The following is a 15,088-nucleotide window of genomic DNA, read 5'->3' as shown; positions in this document are numbered from 1 at the left end:
GGTTGTCACTGTTCGATACCTTCCATCACGGCCACGAGCTCGTGGTCACTCCACCCACGTGGCACGTCCTTCACGACCCTGCCGTGGAACATCACCAGCACCCTGTCGCAGACGCGCAGGTCGTCCAGCTCGTCGGAGACCAGCACGGCTCCGGCCCCCCGGTCCACGGCGTCCTCGACCGCGCCGAGCAGCGACTGCTTGGCCTTCACGTCGACGCCCGCCGTCGGGTTGATCACCACGACCGCCCGTGGGTCGTCCGCCAGCGCCCTGGCGAGCACCACCTTCTGCGCGTTGCCGCCCGACAGGTCGCCGACCGGCTGGTCGGGCCCCTCGGTCTTGATGTCGAGATCCTCGATCATCCGTACCGCACGCGCCCGCCTGGCCGCGGGCGAGACGAAGCCGAACCTGCCCAGCTTGTGGGCGATGGGGAGGGTGGCGTTCTCCCCGATCGACAGCAGCGGGACGAAACCCTCGTGGTGCCGGTCCTGGGGGACGAACCCGAGACCCGCCCTGAGCGCGGACGGCACGTCCTTGATCGGGGTGCCGTTGACGTTCACCACGCCCGAGTCGGCCCTGCGCAGCCCCACCAGCGTCTCGGCCAGACCGATCTTGCCGCTGCTGCCCGAGCCGGCGAGGCCGACGATCTCGCCCGAGCGGACCTCCAGGTCGACGTCGCTGTAGCGGCCGTTGAGCGACAGGTTCCGCGCCGCGATCACCACGTCCGTGCCGGGCGTGCGGGAGCGGTACTCGTAGGCGCCGGTGGCCTCGCCGGTCATGGCCGCGACCAGCTCGTCGTGCGACAGGTCGGCGACCGCGCTGGTCAGGACGTGCCTGGCGTCGCGGAAGACCGAGACGCTCTGGCAGATCTCGTACACCTCGTCCAGGTGATGCGAGATGAACATCATGGTGACGCCCTGCTCGCGCAGCGAGCGCATGCGCTCGAAGAGCCGCTCGATGGCGGGCCCGTCGAGCTGGGCGGTCGGCTCGTCGAGGATGATGAACGTCGCGCCGAACGACAGCGCGCGGGCGATCTCCACGAGCTGGCGCCGCTCGACGCCGAGGTCGCCGGCGAGCATGTCGGCGTCGACGTCGACCTGGTAGGTGTCCAGCACCTCGCGGGCGCGGGCGCGCAGGTCCTTCCACCTGATCATCCCGCCGGTGGTCTGCCGGTTGAGGAAGAGGTTCTCGGCGACCGTCAGCTCGGGGATGATCGTCGACTTCTGGTAGACGCAGGCGACCCGCCGCCGCCAGGCGTCCCTGTCGGCGAGAGCGGGCGCCGCCTGCCCGGAGAACAGCACCTCGCCCTCGTCTGGGCGCTGGAGCCCGGTCAGGATCGACACCAGCGTGGACTTGCCCGCGCCGTTCCTGCCGACAAGGGCGTGGGTCTCGCCCTCTGCGATGGAGATGCCGGCTCCGTTCAGCGCGACGGTCGGGCCGAAGCGCTTCACGATGTTCCGGGCTTCAACGTGAATGTTCATTACTTGACCTGGTTGCCCCAGAGGTTCGGGTCGTCGACATTCTCCTTGGTCACGAGCGGAGCGGGAAGCTGGTCCTCGAGACCGTTGGGCAGCTGGATGATGGTCGAGTCGTGGTCGGTCGGGCCGGGCTTGAACGTCTTGCCCTCGGCGGCGGCCTTGGCGTAGAACAGCGCGTACTTCGCGTAGAGGTCGGCGGGCTGGGAGACCGTGGCGTCGATCTCGCCCTTGCGGATCGCCTCGAACTCCTGCGGGATGCCGTCGTTCGACACCACGAAGACGTGCTTGGGGTCCTCGGGGGCGACCAGCAGGTTCTTGGCCTTCAGCACCTGCAGCGTGGGCGCCAGGTGGACGCCTCCGGCGTGCATGTAGATGCCCTTGACGTCCGGGTTCTGCTCCAGGCGGGTCTGCAGCATGGAGGCGGCCTTGCCGCCGTCCCACTCGGTGGGCTCCTCGAAGACGGTGATCCCGGGGAACTTGGTCTTCATGCACTCGCGGAACGCCTCGGCGCGGTCACGGCCGTTGACCGACGACAGCGCGCCCATCAGCTCGACGACCTTGCCCTTGCCGCCCAGCTTCTCGCCGAGGAACTCGCAGGCCTTGGTGCCGTACGCGCGGTTGTCGGCGCGGACGACCATGAAGACCTTGCCCTTGTCGGGACGGGTGTCCACGGTCACGACCGGGATGTTCTTGTTCTCCAGCTGCTGGAGCGTGGAGGCGATGGCGCCGGTGTCCTGCGGGGCCATGACCATGACCTTGGCGCCCTGGCTGACCAGCGCCTGGGTGTTGGCGACCAGCTTGGCCACGTCGTTCTGGGAGTTGGTCGGGTTCATCAGGTCGACCTTGAGTTCGGCCGCCATCTTCGGGACGTACTTGATGTAGGAGTTCCAGAAGTCGGAGTCGGCCCGCGGGTGGTCGATACCGATCTTTCCGCCGGTGCCGCCGCCCTGGGCGGCGCTCGGGCTGGCGCCGCTCCCGGTGGAGCTGCCGCACGCGGTGATGAGAGCCAGGAGGGCCGCGCTCGCGACCACGGGGCCGAACTTCATGATGTCGCCTCTTCTTGGGGGGTGTGTTGCTCGTTGCTCGGGCGTAGGCGGAGGCCCTGCATGCCGCCGTCCACGGCGAGCGAGGTGCCGGTGGTCGCGCCCGCTTCCGGGCCGGCCAGGTAGGCGATGGCCGCGGCCACCTCCCGCGCGGAGACCAGGCGGCCCATCGGCTGGCGGGCGTTGAGCGCGGCCCGCTCGGCCTCCGGGTCGACGGCGGCGTCCAGCAGCCTGCCGACCCACGGGGTGTCGGCGGTGCCGGGGTTGACGCAGTTGACCCGAATGCCCTCCCGCACGTGGTCGGCGGCCATCGCCAGCGTCAGCGACAGCACGGCGCCCTTGGTCGCGCTGTAGAGCGCCCGGTTGGGCAGCCCCGCGGTGGCCGCGATGGAGCAGGTGTTCACGATCGAGGCGTGGCCCGACCGCCTCAGGTACGGCAGCGCCGCCCGCGACACCCGCACGATGCCGAGCACGTTGACGTCGAACACCCGCTGCCACTCGGCGTCCGGGTTGTCCTCGATCGTGCCCTGCGCGCCGATGCCCGCGTTGTTCACCAGGACGTCGAGCCCGCCCATCCGCTCGGCGGCCTCCGCGACAGCCGTACGGACCTGGTCGTCGTCGGTGATGTCGGCCTTGACGGCGATGAACGGATCACCCGGCGGGTTGAGGTCCAGGCAGGCCACCTGCCAGCCGCGGGCGGCGAACGCCTCGGCGGTGGCGAGCCCGATGCCGGATCCGCCGCCCGTCACGAGAGCTCGGATGTCTGTCACTGGTTCCTCCAGACCTCACCGTCGGGAAAGGAGTGGGCGGCGATGGACGCGCGGCGCATCTCGGAGCTGAAGCCGGGGCGGCGCGGCGCGGCGTAACGGCCGTGCTCGATCACGACCGGGTCCTCGAAGTGCTCGTGCAGGTGGTCGACGTACTCGATGACCCGTCCCTCCATCGTCCCGGTGACCGCCACGTAGTCGAACATGGACAGGTGCTGGACCAGCTCGCACAGCCCGACGCCGCCCGCGTGCGGGCAGACGGGCACGCCGAACCTGGCGGCCAGCAGCAGGATCGCGATGTTCTCGTTGACGCCGCCGACCCTGGCGGAGTCGAGCTGGAGGTAGGACATCGAGCCCGCCTGCAGCATCTGCTTGAAGATCATGCGGTTCTGGACGTGCTCGCCGGTGGCCACCCTGATCGGGGCGACGGCCCTGGCGATGGTGGCGTGGCCGAGCACGTCGTCGGGGCTGGTGGGCTCCTCCACCCAGTGGGGGGCGAACTCGGCCAGCGCGTTGACCCAGCGGATGGCCGCGCCCACGTCCCACCGCTGGTTGGCGTCGATCGCGATGGGGAAGTCGGGGCCGCAGACCTCGCGGGCGACCTTGAGGCGGCGGATGTCGTCGTCGAGGTCGGCGCCCACCTTCAGCTTGATCTGCCCGAAGCCGTCGTCCAGGGCCTCCTTGCACAGGCGGCGCAGCTTGTCGTCGTCGTAGCCGAGCCAGCCGGGGGAGGTCGTGTAGGCGGGGTAGCCGTGCTCCTGGAGGTAGGCGATCCGCTCGGCCTTGCCGGCGGCGCCCCTGCGCAGGATCGCCAGCGCCTCGTCGCGGGTCAGCGCGTCGCTCAGGTAGCGGAAGTCGACCAGGTCGACGATCTGCTCAGGGGTCATCTCGCCGAGCAGCAGCCACAGCGGCTTGCCCTCGCGTTTGGCCTTGAGGTCCCACAGGGCGTTGACCACGGCGGAGACCGCCATGTGCATGACGCCCTTCTCCGGGCCGAGCCAGCGCAGCTGGGAGTCCCAGACCATCGTCTTGTACAGGCCGCCGAGGTCCTCGGCGTCCCTGCCGATCACGTACGGCTCCAGCGCCCTGATGGCCGCGGTCTGCACGTCGTTGCCGCGGCCGATGGTGAACGCGAAGCCGTGCCCCTCGAAGCCGTCGTCGGTCTTCAGCACCACGTAGGCGGCCGAGTAGTCGGGATCGGGGTTCATCGCGTCGGAGCCGTCGAGCTCCCGCGAGGTCGGGAAGCGGATGTCGTGGGTCTCCATGCCCACGATCCGGTAGTCACTCATGCCTGGCCCACCGTCTGGCGCTGCCGTCCGAGCCCGTCGATCTCCAGCTCGACGACGTCGCCCGCCCTGAGGTACGGCTGGCCGGGCAGGCCGAGCGCGACCCCGGCGGGCGTGCCGGTGTTGATGACGTCACCGGGCTCCAGCACCATGAACGCGCTCAGGTAGCGGACGATCTCGGCCACGTCGAAGATCATGTTCTTGCTGTTGCCGTTCTGGCGCAGCTCGCCGTTCACCCACAGCCGCATGCCGAGGTCCTGCGGGTCGCCCACCTCGTCGGCGGTGACCAGCCAGGGGCCGAGCGGGTTGAAGGTCTCGCACGACTTGCCCTTGTCCCACTGGCCGCCGCGCTCCAGCTGGAACTCGCGCTCGGAGACGTCGTTGGAGATCGCGTAACCGGCGATCGCGGCCAGCGCGTCCTCACGCGACTCCAGGTAGCGGCAGGTCCGCCCGATGACGACGGCGAGCTCGACCTCCCAGTCGGTCTTCACGCTGCCGCGGGGCACCAGGATCCCGTCGTCGGGGCCGACCACGGTGTTGGGCGCCTTCATGAACACCACGGGCTCGGCAGGCGGGGTGGCCCCGGTCTCGGCCGCGTGGTCGCTGTAGTTGAGGCCGATGCACACGATCTTGCCCGGCCTGGCGATCGGGGGGCCGACCCGCAGGCCCTCGGCGTCGATCACCGGCAGGTCGCCGCGCTCCAGCGCGGCCCGGACGCGCGCCACTCCCCCTGAGGCGAGGAAAGCCCCGTCGATTTCGGGCTCTCCGATGTCGTACAGGCTTCCACCCGCGTCCATCACCGCGGGCCGCTCCTGGCCGACCGGTCCAACTCGCAGCAGCTTCACACCGCATCCTTCAGCTATACATCGGATGTCTCGCCCTCAGATGCTCGAGGGTGGCCGCATGACTGTCAAGCCCTCCATCGCAGATACATCCGATCCGTGACCTGGATCTATGGAGATCTGTCCCTGTATGTGAACGAAAAATCCAACTAAACATCGGATCGAAGCTCTTGTTACCCCCACCTTTCAAGTGTTAACAACGTGGCGCACATCCACCAGTCACCGGAGGAATCCGTGGCCCCTCGGCTTGCGTTAGTCATGCTGTCCGCCCTCATGATCGGAGTGTCGCCCGTGACCTCTCCGGCGAGCGCGGCCACCGCCCTCGACCCGCCCGACGACCTCACGCTCTGGTACGACAAGCCCGCCACCAGCTGGGAGACGCAGTCCCTGCCGATCGGCAACGGCGCGCTCGGCGCGACCGTGTTCGGCGGGGTGGCGACCGAGCAACTGCAGTTCAACGAGAAGACGCTGTGGACCGGCGGCCCCGGATCCAGGAGCGGCTACACCCACGGCAACTGGACCAGCCCCCGACCGGGCGCGATCGCCGAGGTACAGGCCCAGATCGACCGCGACGGCAAGATGTCGCCTGACGACGTGGCCAGGAAACTCGGCCAGCCCAAGAGCGGCTTCGGCGCCTACCAGACCTTCGGCGACCTCTGGCTGGACACCGGGCACACCGCCGCCACCGGCTACCGCAGGGAACTGAGCCTGCGCGAAGCCGTCGCGAAGGTCGGCTACACCTCGGGCGGCGTCACCTACACCCGCGAGTACTTCGCCAGCCACCCGGGCAACGTGATCGTCGGCAGGCTGAGCGCCTCCGAGGCGGGCAAGGTCTCCTTCACGCTGCGCACCTCGTCACCGCGCGACGACAAGACCGTGAGCGTCAAGGACGGCCGCCTCACCGTCCGCGGCGCCCTTGCCGACAACGGCATGCGGTTCGAGTCGCAGGTCCAGGTCGTCACCAGCGGCGGCAGCCGTACCGACGGGGCCGACCGGATCACGGTGACCGGCGCCGACAGCGCGATGTTCGTGCTGTCGGCCGGCACCGACTACGCCGGCACGTATCCCGCCTACCGCGGCGAGGACCCGCACGCCAAGGTCACCGCCGCCGTCGACCAGGCGGCGGCCCGCGGCTACGACGCGCTCAGGAGCGCGCACCTGGACGACCACCGCGGCCTGTTCGACAGGGTACGGCTCGACCTCGGGCAGCAGGCCCCGCGCATCCCGACCGACCAGCTGCTCAGGGCCTACACCGGCGGCGGATCCACCGACGACAGGGCGCTGGAGGCGATGTTCTTCGCCTACGGCCGCTACCTGCTCATCGCCTCCTCCAGGGAGGGCTCGCTGCCGGCGAACCTGCAGGGCGTGTGGAACAACTCCACCAGCCCGCCGTGGTCGGCCGACTACCACGTCAACATCAACCTGCAGATGAACTACTGGCTGGCCGAGCAGACCAACCTCGCCGAGACCACCAGGCCCTACGACGACTTCGTCAAGGCCATGGTCGCCCCCGGCCGGCGCACCGCCAGTGAGATGTTCGGCTCGCGGGGCTGGGTCGTCCACAACGAGACCAACCCGTTCGGCTACACCGGGGTCCACGACTGGGCGACCGCCTTCTGGTTCCCCGAGGCGGCCGCGTGGACCACCCAGCAGCTGTTCGACCACTACCGCTTCGGCGGCGACACCGCCTACCTGCGCTCGGTCTACCCGGCGATGCGCGAGGCCGCGCTGTTCTGGGTGGACAACCTCCACACCGACCCGCGCGACGGCAAGCTCGTCGTCTCCCCCAGCTACTCCCCCGAGCAGGGCGACTTCTCCGCCGGCGCGTCGATGTCCCAGCAGATCGTCCACGACCTGTTCACCAACGTGCTGGAGGCCGCCGCCGTCCTCGGCGAGGACGAGCCGGAGGTACGGCAGGCGCTGGCCAAGCTCGACCCCGGCCTGCGCGTCGGCGGCTGGGGACAGCTCCAGGAGTGGAAGACCGACTGGGACGACCCCAGCAACACCCACCGGCACGTCTCCCACCTGTTCGCCCTGCACCCCGGACGGCAGATCACCGCGGGCACCCCGATGGCCGAGGCGGCCAAGGTCTCGCTGACCGCGCGCGGCGACGGCGGCACCGGCTGGTCGAAGGCCTGGAAGATCAACTTCTGGGCGCGGCTGCTCGACGGCGACCACGCGTTCAAGATGCTCGGCGAGCAGCTGCGCGGCAGCACCCTGGACAACCTCTGGGACACGCACCCGCCGTTCCAGATCGACGGCAACTTCGGTGCCACCTCGGGCATGGCCGAGATGCTGCTCCAGTCGCAGTCCGGTGTGGTCCACGTGCTGCCCGCGCTGCCGTCCGCCTGGGCCACGGGCTCGGTCAAGGGGCTGCGCGCCCGCGGCAACGTGACCGTCGACGCCGCGTGGGACCGCGGCACCGCCACCGAGATCACCCTGCGCGCCGGATCCGCAGGACCGCTGAAGGTGCGCAACAAGGTGATCGCCGGCCGGTACCGCCTCGTCGACGCCGGCGGGAAGAAGGTCCCGCACACCCGCGACGGTGACACGATCACCTTCACCGCCAGGGCGGGGCAGACCTACACGATCGCCGGACAGGTCGCGGTCGCGGTCAAGGCGCCCGCCGCGACGGGACCGCAGGCGAGCTTCCCGGTCGAGGTCACCGTGTCGGCCACCGGCGGGCGTGCCGTACCGGGAAGCGCGGTGACGCTGGCACTGCCGAAGGGCTGGACCGCCACCCCGTCGTCCGCCGAACTGCCGGGCGTGCCCGGCGGCGGCAGCAGGACGGCGACGTTCACCGTCACCTCGGGACCCGCCGACGGCTCGCGCACGGCGCGCGTCGTCGCGACCGCCCGAGGAGACGCGTGGTCCGGCACCGGCGGCGCCGTGCTCGCCGTCGCCCCCTGCGCGGTGCCGTCCCCCGACAAGCCCCTCGTGGCATGGGACCCCAGCTCGGGCTCGACCGTCACCGACACCTCGGGCAACGGCAGGAACGCCACCGTGACCGGCAACGCCGCCTACGACGGCGACGGAGGGCTGGTGCTCGACGGATCCACCTACCTGACGACCGCGCCGACGACGCTCGGCTTCCTGCCCGAGGCGTCGTTCGCGGCCCGCGTCAAGACGGCCGGGTCGGGATACCGGCGGCTGTTCGACTTCCAGCCCTCCGGCGACCCCGGCACCGACGGCGTCCTGATGGACCTGACGCCCGCCGGCAAGGTCCGCTTCATCGGAGCGGGCCTGAACGTGACCACCGACGCGACGGTGCCCGCGAACACCTACGTCGACCTGGTCATCACCATGGGCCGGGACGGCACGATCACCGTGTACGTCGACGGCGCCCGTGCGGGCGGGGCCAAGGTACCCGCCGACGGGATCACCGGGTGCGCCACCCGGCCGCTGCGCTTCGCCGCCGACCAGGGCGGCGGACAGCGGCTCAGCGGGGCCGTCGACCGGATGGCGATCTTCGCGCGGACGTTGAGCGCGAGCGAGGTGCCGGACTGGCAGCGGCTCGCGTTCTGACACCTGGAACGGCACGCGGCCCTCTTCGGGGGGCCGCGTGTTCCCCTGAGGCCCGCCGGCGGTCGGCCTTCGACGTCAGGGTTCGCGGCGGGACCTGTCATGGCGGCGGGCGGCCACCCAGAGGGCGACCAGACCGGCCAGCCCAGCGCCCGCGGCGCCGAGAAGCAGGCCCACCAGGAACCCCTCCCCCGCGCCCGACGCCGACGGCAGCAACGCCAGCGCCCCGGCCAGCGCCACCACCATGACCACGATCAGCGCGTAGAACCGCCTGCTGAAGAAGACGCCCTTCGCCGGAGCGCTCGGCGGCGAGTCGATCGCCGCGTCAGGACCTAGGCTGGCGGCCTTCGGACGCTTGAAGTACTCGTAGAACACCCACGTGCCGCACGGCTCCCAGCCGTCGGGGGCCAGCCGCTCGGCCAGCGCCTGCCTGCCCTTGCGGGTGCCGACCTCCCTGCGGTACTCCCACCGCTGGGGCTCGCGCGGATCGCGATGGCTGACGAACCAGCCGAGCGCGTCGACCTTGTCGACCTCCCAGCCCTGGTCACCGAACTCGTTCAGCCGCCGCTCGTCGACGAAGATGTCGGCGGTCCAGCGCCAGGTGTCGGCCTGGACGGCCGGCTCCGTCTCCGGCGTCACCTTGAGCTGCTCGGCGAACTCCTCCGCCGTGCCGAACTCCTCCTCCGGGTCGGCGCCGGTCTCGGCCAGGTAAGCGCTCAGATCGGCGACCGTGGCCCGCACGGTCTCCTCCGGAATCCCGCGTTCGCGCAGCCGTACGGCGAGCTCGTCGAAGTAGCGGCTCAATTGACGCCTCCCTGCTCCAGCACCGACCGCACGGACCGGTCGAACGCGAGCCACAGGCCGCCCTGCTCGGTGAGCGTCCGCCTGCCCTGCTCGGTGAGCCGGTAGTAGCGACGGCCGGGGCCCCGCTCGGTCACCCGGAACTCGGCGGCGACCAGGCCGGCCTCCTCCAGGCGGTTGAGGACGGGATAGAGGGTGCCGCCCTTGATCTGGCCCAGGCCTGATTCGGCGAGGCTCTTGGCGATCTCGTAGCCGTAGTTCTCGCCCTCGGTGAGGCTGGCGAGGACCAGAAGGTCGAGCACGCCCTTGAGCCAGCTCGCACGGCGATCAGCGGTCATGCGCCCCATCTTTCCACGGTAGTGATGCTACCTATCCCGCTCCACCACCTACACCGCCTGTCCAGCAGCCCGCCTTCCCTCCCCACCGATCCCCACCCCTCGAGACGGCCCGCCCCCGATCTCCAGTCACCCGAACGGCCGCCGCCTCACCGCCCGCCGGCCATCTCACCGCCCGCCGGCCCACCTTGCCGCACGCAGGCCCCAACTCGCTTCACGCAGGCCCCGCCTCATCGCACGCAAGCCCCACTTCGCCGCACGCCGACCCCACCTCGCCGCACGCAGGCCCCACCTCGCCGCCCAGCGATCTCCAGCCATTGGAACGGCCCACCTCGCCGCCCGTTGATCTTCCTGCCTGATCCGGCAAGCCCTTCGCTTCCCCGGCCACGGCGTGTGCCTCGGCGGGCCGTCCAACACCTCACCCCGAGCAGCACCGGCGGCTCGGGGTGAGGAGAGGTCGGGTTGTCCCGCCGGCGGCGGGAAGCGGTCAGGCGTGGGCGGTGGGGACGCCCGCCGTGCCGTTCTCCCTGCCCTCGGCGGTGGGGGCGAGCCGGGGCGTGATGAGGAGGGAGCGGACGTCGACCAGGATGTGCAGCACGATCGGCAGGAGCAGCGACCCGGTCGAGAAGTAGAGCATCGTGAGGGAGAACCCGGCGAGCGTCACCATCACCATGCCCCTCCAGCCCTGGTAGAGGTGCCCCACGACGAAGATCGCCAGCGCCAGGCCCGCCGCGACCGGCCGGGGAAGGTCGAGGATCGACATGAAGCCCGAGATCAGCAACCCCCGGTAGACGATCTCCTCGCAGACGCCTGCGCTGATGGCCAGGCCGAGCGCGAGCCAGCGCTCGCCCGCCGTCCTGGGGATGAGCGCCTCGAACGCGGCCTGCCCCGGCATCGTGATCTTCTTGAGCCGGATCACCAGGCCGGCGGCGAGGGTCACGATCGTCAGGCCGACGATCATCCCGAGCACCGTCGAGAGGTCCTCGGTCGCGAGCAGGCCGATGCCCGCCAGGTCCAGGTCGGGGGACAGCCCGACGATCGCCAGCGCCACGAGCGCGATCGCCCACAGCTCGCCGATCCAGATGAGGGACATCCGCGTGTACCGGCTCCGGTTCTCACGCAGGGCGGCGTAGGAGCGGCGGCCGAGCAGGGGGCTGACGACGGCCAGGTGGATCACCAGGAGCGCGAACAGGACGACAGGCATGGGGGTGACCTCCGACCATCGAGGAAGTTTCCGTAACGACTTAGACCGTAAAACAAGCTAGTTAGGAATGCAACCTAGCTAGAAAAGCAGTACTCCTTGACGGGCGTACAGGACCGTAATACAACACTTACGAGACCAAGCGCTTGATCAAGTGAGGAGCCGCCGCATGATCGAGCTCTACGACCCCGCCGTCTACGAGCGCGGCGTGCCGTACCGGGATCTGGCATGGCTGCGGGAGCACTCCCCCGTGCACTGGCACCCCGACCCGCAAAGCCCAGGATTCTGGGCGGTCACCAGGCACGCCGACGTGGTGCACGTCTCCAGGCACCCCGAACTGTTCTCCTCCTACGAGGGCCTGGCGATGAGCGGGGAGTACCCGGAGCCTGACAAGGAACTGCAACGGCTGCTGATGCTCAACCAGGACCCGCCCGAGCACTCCAAACGGCGTTCGCTGGTCAACAAGGGATTCACCCCCCGCATGATCAGCAGGCTCGAACAGCACATCAGGGAGGTCTGCGACGACCTCCTCGACCGGTGCTCGGGCGAGGGCGACTTCGTCACCCAGGTCGCCGCGCCGCTCCCACTGCAGGTGATCTGCGAACTGCTCGGCGCGCCCGTCGAGGACAGGGACCTGCTGTTCGACCTGTCGAACCGGCTGATCGGGTGGGACGACCCCGAGTTCCAGACCACCTACGAGGACGGGCAGGCCGCGGGGAGCGAGCTGATGGCGTACGGCAACGCGCTGGCGGCCGAGCGCACCCACGACCCCCGCGACGACCTGATCACCAAGATGATCACTCCGGACGCCGACGGGGCGGTGCTGTCACCCGACGACGTCGGGATGTTCACGATCCTGCTGGCCGTGGCGGGCAACGAGACCACACGCAACGCGGCCTCGCTCGGGATGAAGGCGTTCTTCGACCACCCGGAGCAGTGGCGGCGGCTGCTGGCGCATCCCGAACTGCTTCCCACCGCGGTCGAGGAGATCGTCCGGTGGGCCACGCCGGTCATGCAGTTCCGCCGGACCGCGATGGCCGACACCAGCATCGGCGGCCAACCGGTCAGCCGCGGCGACAAGATCGTGGTCTACTACAGCGCCGCCAACCGGGACCCGTCGGTGTTCGCGCGTCCCGAGGTGTTCGACATCGGCAGGGACCCGAACCCACACCTCGGCTTCGGCGGCGGAGGGCCGCACTTCTGCCTCGGCGCGCACCTGGCCAGGATGGAGCTGCGCGTGCTGTTCGAGACCATCGCCCGCCGCCTGCCCGACATCGCCCTGGCGGGCGAAGTCCGCCGGCTGCGCTCCAACTTCATCAACGGCATCAAGGAGATGCGCGTGGATTTCGGCACCCGGCACCTGTGAGGACGACGACATATGGCGGCCCGGCACCCGCCGTACAGGCGGGCCGACGAACCCTCGACACGCACGGTCCCGCACCCGCCGCACATCGGGCCGACAAACCCTCGACACGCACGGTCCGGCACCCGCCGCACATCGGGCCGACAAACCTTTGACACGCACGGTCCGGCACGCCATACAGCGACCCAGCGAACCTTCGACGACCACGGTCCGGCACACGCCGTACACGCGCCTTACCCGCGACATGCGGAGCCGGGGCATCCGCCGTACAGGCGACCCGACGACGCACGGTCCGGCACCCGCCGTACAGGTGGGAGCCCCGAGACCTCGGCATGTCGCACCCCCGACATCCTCTGATCCCGAGTCGAGAACCTGTATCACCAGGGCTCGGCCGGATCCTGCCGGCAGGCGGATGCCGACCCCCTACAGAAGGACGGCCCCCAGCCTCCATCGACGGAGCCAGCCCGCACGGCGGGGCGCGCACACGTAGGAGGAGGCGTCTCCAGGCGTCTACGCGGGCAGGTGTCACAGCGGAAGCGCCGCCCATCCGGGACGGCGACGGCATGCGGAAGGCACCGATCGGCGCCTTGACCGTTGTCCGGCCGTGTAATAGAACACGTTTCAATACATTGTCCTACCAAGCGCTTGATCAAGTCGAGGTGACGGCTCGTGCACATCGATCTCGTCGATCAGGACCAGTACGCGACCTCCGGCCCCCCGCACGAGCAACTGCGCTGGCTCCGGGAACACGCGCCCGTCTACTGGCACCCCGGCGAGCCGGGCTTCTGGGCCGTCACCCGGCACGAGGACGTCACCCACGTCTCCCGCCACTCGGACCTGTTCTCGTCGGCGCGCAAGCTCGCCCTGTTCAACGAGATGCCCGAGGAGCAGCGCGCGCTGCAGCGGATGATGATGCTCAACCAGGATCCGCCCGAGCACACCAGGCGGCGCGCCCTGGTCAACCGCGGCTTCACCCCTCGCACGATCAGCGCCCTCGAGCAGCACATCCGCGACATCTGCGACGACCTCCTCGACAAGTGCTCAGGAGACACCGACTTCGTCACCGAGATCGCCGCTCCCCTGCCGCTCTACGTGATCTGCGAACTCCTCGGCGCCCCCGTCGCCGACCGCGACAAGCTCTTCACCTGGTCGAACCGCATGATCGGCGCCCAGGACCCCGACTACGCCGCCTCCCCCGATGAGGGCGGCGCCGCCGCCATGGAGGTCTACTCCTACGCCTCCACGCTCGCGGCCCAGCGCCGCGTCGCCCCTCGCGACGACATCGTCACCAAGCTCCTCCAGCCCGACGAGAACGGCGAACGCCTCACCGAGAACGAGTTCGAGCTGTTCGTCCTGCTCCTCGTCGTGGCCGGCAACGAGACCACGCGCAACGCCGCGTCCGGCGGGATGCTCGCCCTCTTCGAGCACCCCGACCAGTGGGAACGGCTCGCCGCCGACCCCACGCTCGCCAGGACCGCGGCCGACGAGATCGTCCGCTGGGTCTCGCCGGTCAACCTCTTCCGCAGGACGGCCACCGCCGACCTCACTCTCGGCGGGCAACCCGTCAAAGCCGACGACAAGGTGGTCGTGTTCTACTCCTCGGCCAACAGGGACGCCGCCGTCTTCACCGACCCCGAGACGTTCGACGTCGGCCGCAACCCGAACCCGCACATCGGCTTCGGCGGCGGAGGAGCGCACTTCTGCCTCGGCAACCATCTGGCCAAGCTGGAACTGCGGGTGCTGTTCGAGCAACTGGCCAGGAGGTTCCCCCGAATGCGACAGACCGGCGAGGCCCGGCGGCTGCGCTCCAACTTCATCAACGGCATCAAGGACCTTCCCGTCACCCTCTCCTGAGGACACATCCGCAGGACACGTCCGCAAGGCACGTCCTCCTGAGGACACATCCGCAGAGCACGTCCGCAGGCGAACGCCTCCGGGTGCGCCTGACATGCCTGAAGGGCAGCTTCGGCTCGCAGAGAGGGCACATCGAGGGCAACAGGCCGGGACAGGGATACCCGGCACAGGGCACGCCGTCCACGAGCGCACCCGTCCAGCAACCATCTCCAACCGCGGCACTGGCGGCAACGGTCGACGGTGGGATTGCGATCGAGATGAAGGCGTAGCGACGCCAGGGACCTGGAAGAGACCCCGGACGGGGGCTGGCGCGTTCTGGTCACCGGTCAGGCATGCTTCCTCGTCCGGCCTCGGTGGTTGCGTCCATGGGAGTGGTGTACGAGTTTGACCTGGTCACAGGCGTGGCGGCGTGAAATGGCGACGGCCATCGCGTGATCCTTCGATTAGCGAAGATCAAATTCGAAGGAGAACACGCGATGGCCGCGGACAACAGTGTGTCGCCCCAGCAGTGGCTGGCCAAGCAGATCGAGACCGGCGATCCAGACTTGTTGCGATCCATGGTGAAGACCATGGCCGAAGCGTTGATGTCGGCCGAGGCC

At 69.7% G+C, this 15,088-nt stretch carries 11 protein-coding genes; 3 read left to right on the top strand and 8 right to left on the bottom strand.

Features of this window, described 5'->3' with window-relative positions:
- Positions 1 to 5 precede the first annotated feature (5 nt).
- From ACWEVS_RS36005 to ACWEVS_RS35985, 5 genes are read right to left on the bottom strand one after another with little or no spacing between them, the layout of a single operon-like run.
- Entirely contained in the window at positions 6 to 1,478 is a 1,473-nt protein-coding gene (locus tag ACWEVS_RS36005) for a sugar ABC transporter ATP-binding protein (protein WP_452555196.1), read from the bottom strand.
- Positions 1,478 to 2,521, bottom strand: coding sequence for a sugar ABC transporter substrate-binding protein (locus ACWEVS_RS36000; protein ID WP_354909954.1), 1,044 nt, complete (start codon positions 2,519 to 2,521; stop codon positions 1,478 to 1,480). Before ACWEVS_RS36000 ends, ACWEVS_RS36005 begins: the two co-directional genes overlap by 1 nt.
- On the bottom strand, positions 2,518 to 3,288 hold the full coding sequence (locus ACWEVS_RS35995; RefSeq protein ID WP_449928465.1) for an SDR family NAD(P)-dependent oxidoreductase: 771 nt from the start codon (positions 3,286 to 3,288) through the stop codon (positions 2,518 to 2,520). The genes ACWEVS_RS36000 and ACWEVS_RS35995 overlap by 4 nt, the downstream gene beginning before the upstream one ends.
- Positions 3,285 to 4,574 carry an L-fuconate dehydratase gene (locus ACWEVS_RS35990; protein ID WP_452418799.1) on the bottom strand — a complete coding sequence of 430 codons (1,290 nt, stop codon included), beginning with the start codon at positions 4,572 to 4,574 and terminating at the stop codon, positions 3,285 to 3,287. The genes ACWEVS_RS35995 and ACWEVS_RS35990 overlap by 4 nt, the downstream gene beginning before the upstream one ends.
- A complete protein-coding gene (locus tag ACWEVS_RS35985; protein ID WP_452555193.1) occupies positions 4,571 to 5,416 on the bottom strand; it encodes a fumarylacetoacetate hydrolase family protein in 846 nt (281 codons plus the stop codon). Before ACWEVS_RS35985 ends, ACWEVS_RS35990 begins: the two co-directional genes overlap by 4 nt.
- Before the next feature lie 270 nt (positions 5,417 to 5,686).
- Between ACWEVS_RS35985 and ACWEVS_RS35980 the strand changes: the two genes are divergently transcribed.
- Positions 5,687 to 8,938 (top strand): glycosyl hydrolase family 95 catalytic domain-containing protein, encoded by a 3,252-nt coding sequence (locus tag ACWEVS_RS35980; protein ID WP_452555191.1) that lies wholly within the window; start codon positions 5,687 to 5,689, stop codon positions 8,936 to 8,938.
- Between the two features lie 75 nt (positions 8,939 to 9,013).
- Here the strand turns inward: ACWEVS_RS35980 and ACWEVS_RS35975 are convergent, their stop codons facing one another.
- The 3 genes from ACWEVS_RS35975 to ACWEVS_RS35965 form a co-directional block, all read right to left on the bottom strand.
- Positions 9,014 to 9,739 (bottom strand): hypothetical protein, encoded by a 726-nt coding sequence (locus ACWEVS_RS35975; protein WP_449928459.1) that lies wholly within the window; start codon positions 9,737 to 9,739, stop codon positions 9,014 to 9,016.
- Positions 9,736 to 10,074, bottom strand: a complete 339-nt coding sequence (locus ACWEVS_RS35970; protein ID WP_354909969.1) for a PadR family transcriptional regulator — start codon at positions 10,072 to 10,074, stop codon at positions 9,736 to 9,738. Before ACWEVS_RS35970 ends, ACWEVS_RS35975 begins: the two co-directional genes overlap by 4 nt.
- A gap of 484 nt (positions 10,075 to 10,558) precedes the next feature.
- The gene (locus ACWEVS_RS35965) at positions 10,559 to 11,275 is read right to left on the bottom strand and encodes a CPBP family intramembrane glutamic endopeptidase (RefSeq protein WP_452555189.1); all 717 of its coding nucleotides are present in this window, start codon (positions 11,273 to 11,275) and stop codon (positions 10,559 to 10,561) included.
- A gap of 166 nt (positions 11,276 to 11,441) precedes the next feature.
- Here ACWEVS_RS35965 and ACWEVS_RS35960 point away from each other — a divergent pair, with 166 nt between their 5' ends.
- Together ACWEVS_RS35960 and ACWEVS_RS35955 are read left to right on the top strand one after the other, a co-directional pair.
- Positions 11,442 to 12,638: a cytochrome P450 gene (locus ACWEVS_RS35960; protein ID WP_452555187.1), complete on the top strand. Its 1,197-nt coding sequence runs from the start codon at positions 11,442 to 11,444 to the stop codon at positions 12,636 to 12,638.
- Positions 12,639 to 13,304: 666 nt separating this feature from the next.
- The gene (locus ACWEVS_RS35955; protein WP_452555185.1) at positions 13,305 to 14,489 is read left to right on the top strand and encodes a cytochrome P450; all 1,185 of its coding nucleotides are present in this window, start codon (positions 13,305 to 13,307) and stop codon (positions 14,487 to 14,489) included.
- The last annotated feature ends 599 nt before the right edge of the window (positions 14,490 to 15,088 follow it).

It is taken from the genome of Nonomuraea sp. NPDC003754 (genome assembly GCF_053605785.1).
This window is presented reverse-complemented; position numbering and strand designations above follow the sequence as displayed.

Excerpts from the sequence above, each read along its gene's own strand:
- ACWEVS_RS36005 (WP_452555196.1), bottom strand. The coding sequence starts at position 1,478 with ATGAACATTCACGTTGAAGCCCGGAACATCGTGAAGCGCTTCGGCCCG.
- ACWEVS_RS36000 (WP_354909954.1), bottom strand. The coding sequence starts at position 2,521 with ATGAAGTTCGGCCCCGTGGTCGCGAGCGCGGCCCTCCTGGCTCTCATC.
- ACWEVS_RS35990 (WP_452418799.1), bottom strand. The coding sequence starts at position 4,574 with ATGAGTGACTACCGGATCGTGGGCATGGAGACCCACGACATCCGCTTC.
- ACWEVS_RS35980 (WP_452555191.1), top strand. The coding sequence starts at position 5,687 with ATGATCGGAGTGTCGCCCGTGACCTCTCCGGCGAGCGCGGCCACCGCC.
- ACWEVS_RS35970 (WP_354909969.1), bottom strand. The coding sequence starts at position 10,074 with ATGACCGCTGATCGCCGTGCGAGCTGGCTCAAGGGCGTGCTCGACCTT.
- ACWEVS_RS35965 (WP_452555189.1), bottom strand. The coding sequence starts at position 11,275 with ATGCCTGTCGTCCTGTTCGCGCTCCTGGTGATCCACCTGGCCGTCGTC.
- ACWEVS_RS35960 (WP_452555187.1), top strand. The coding sequence starts at position 11,442 with ATGATCGAGCTCTACGACCCCGCCGTCTACGAGCGCGGCGTGCCGTAC.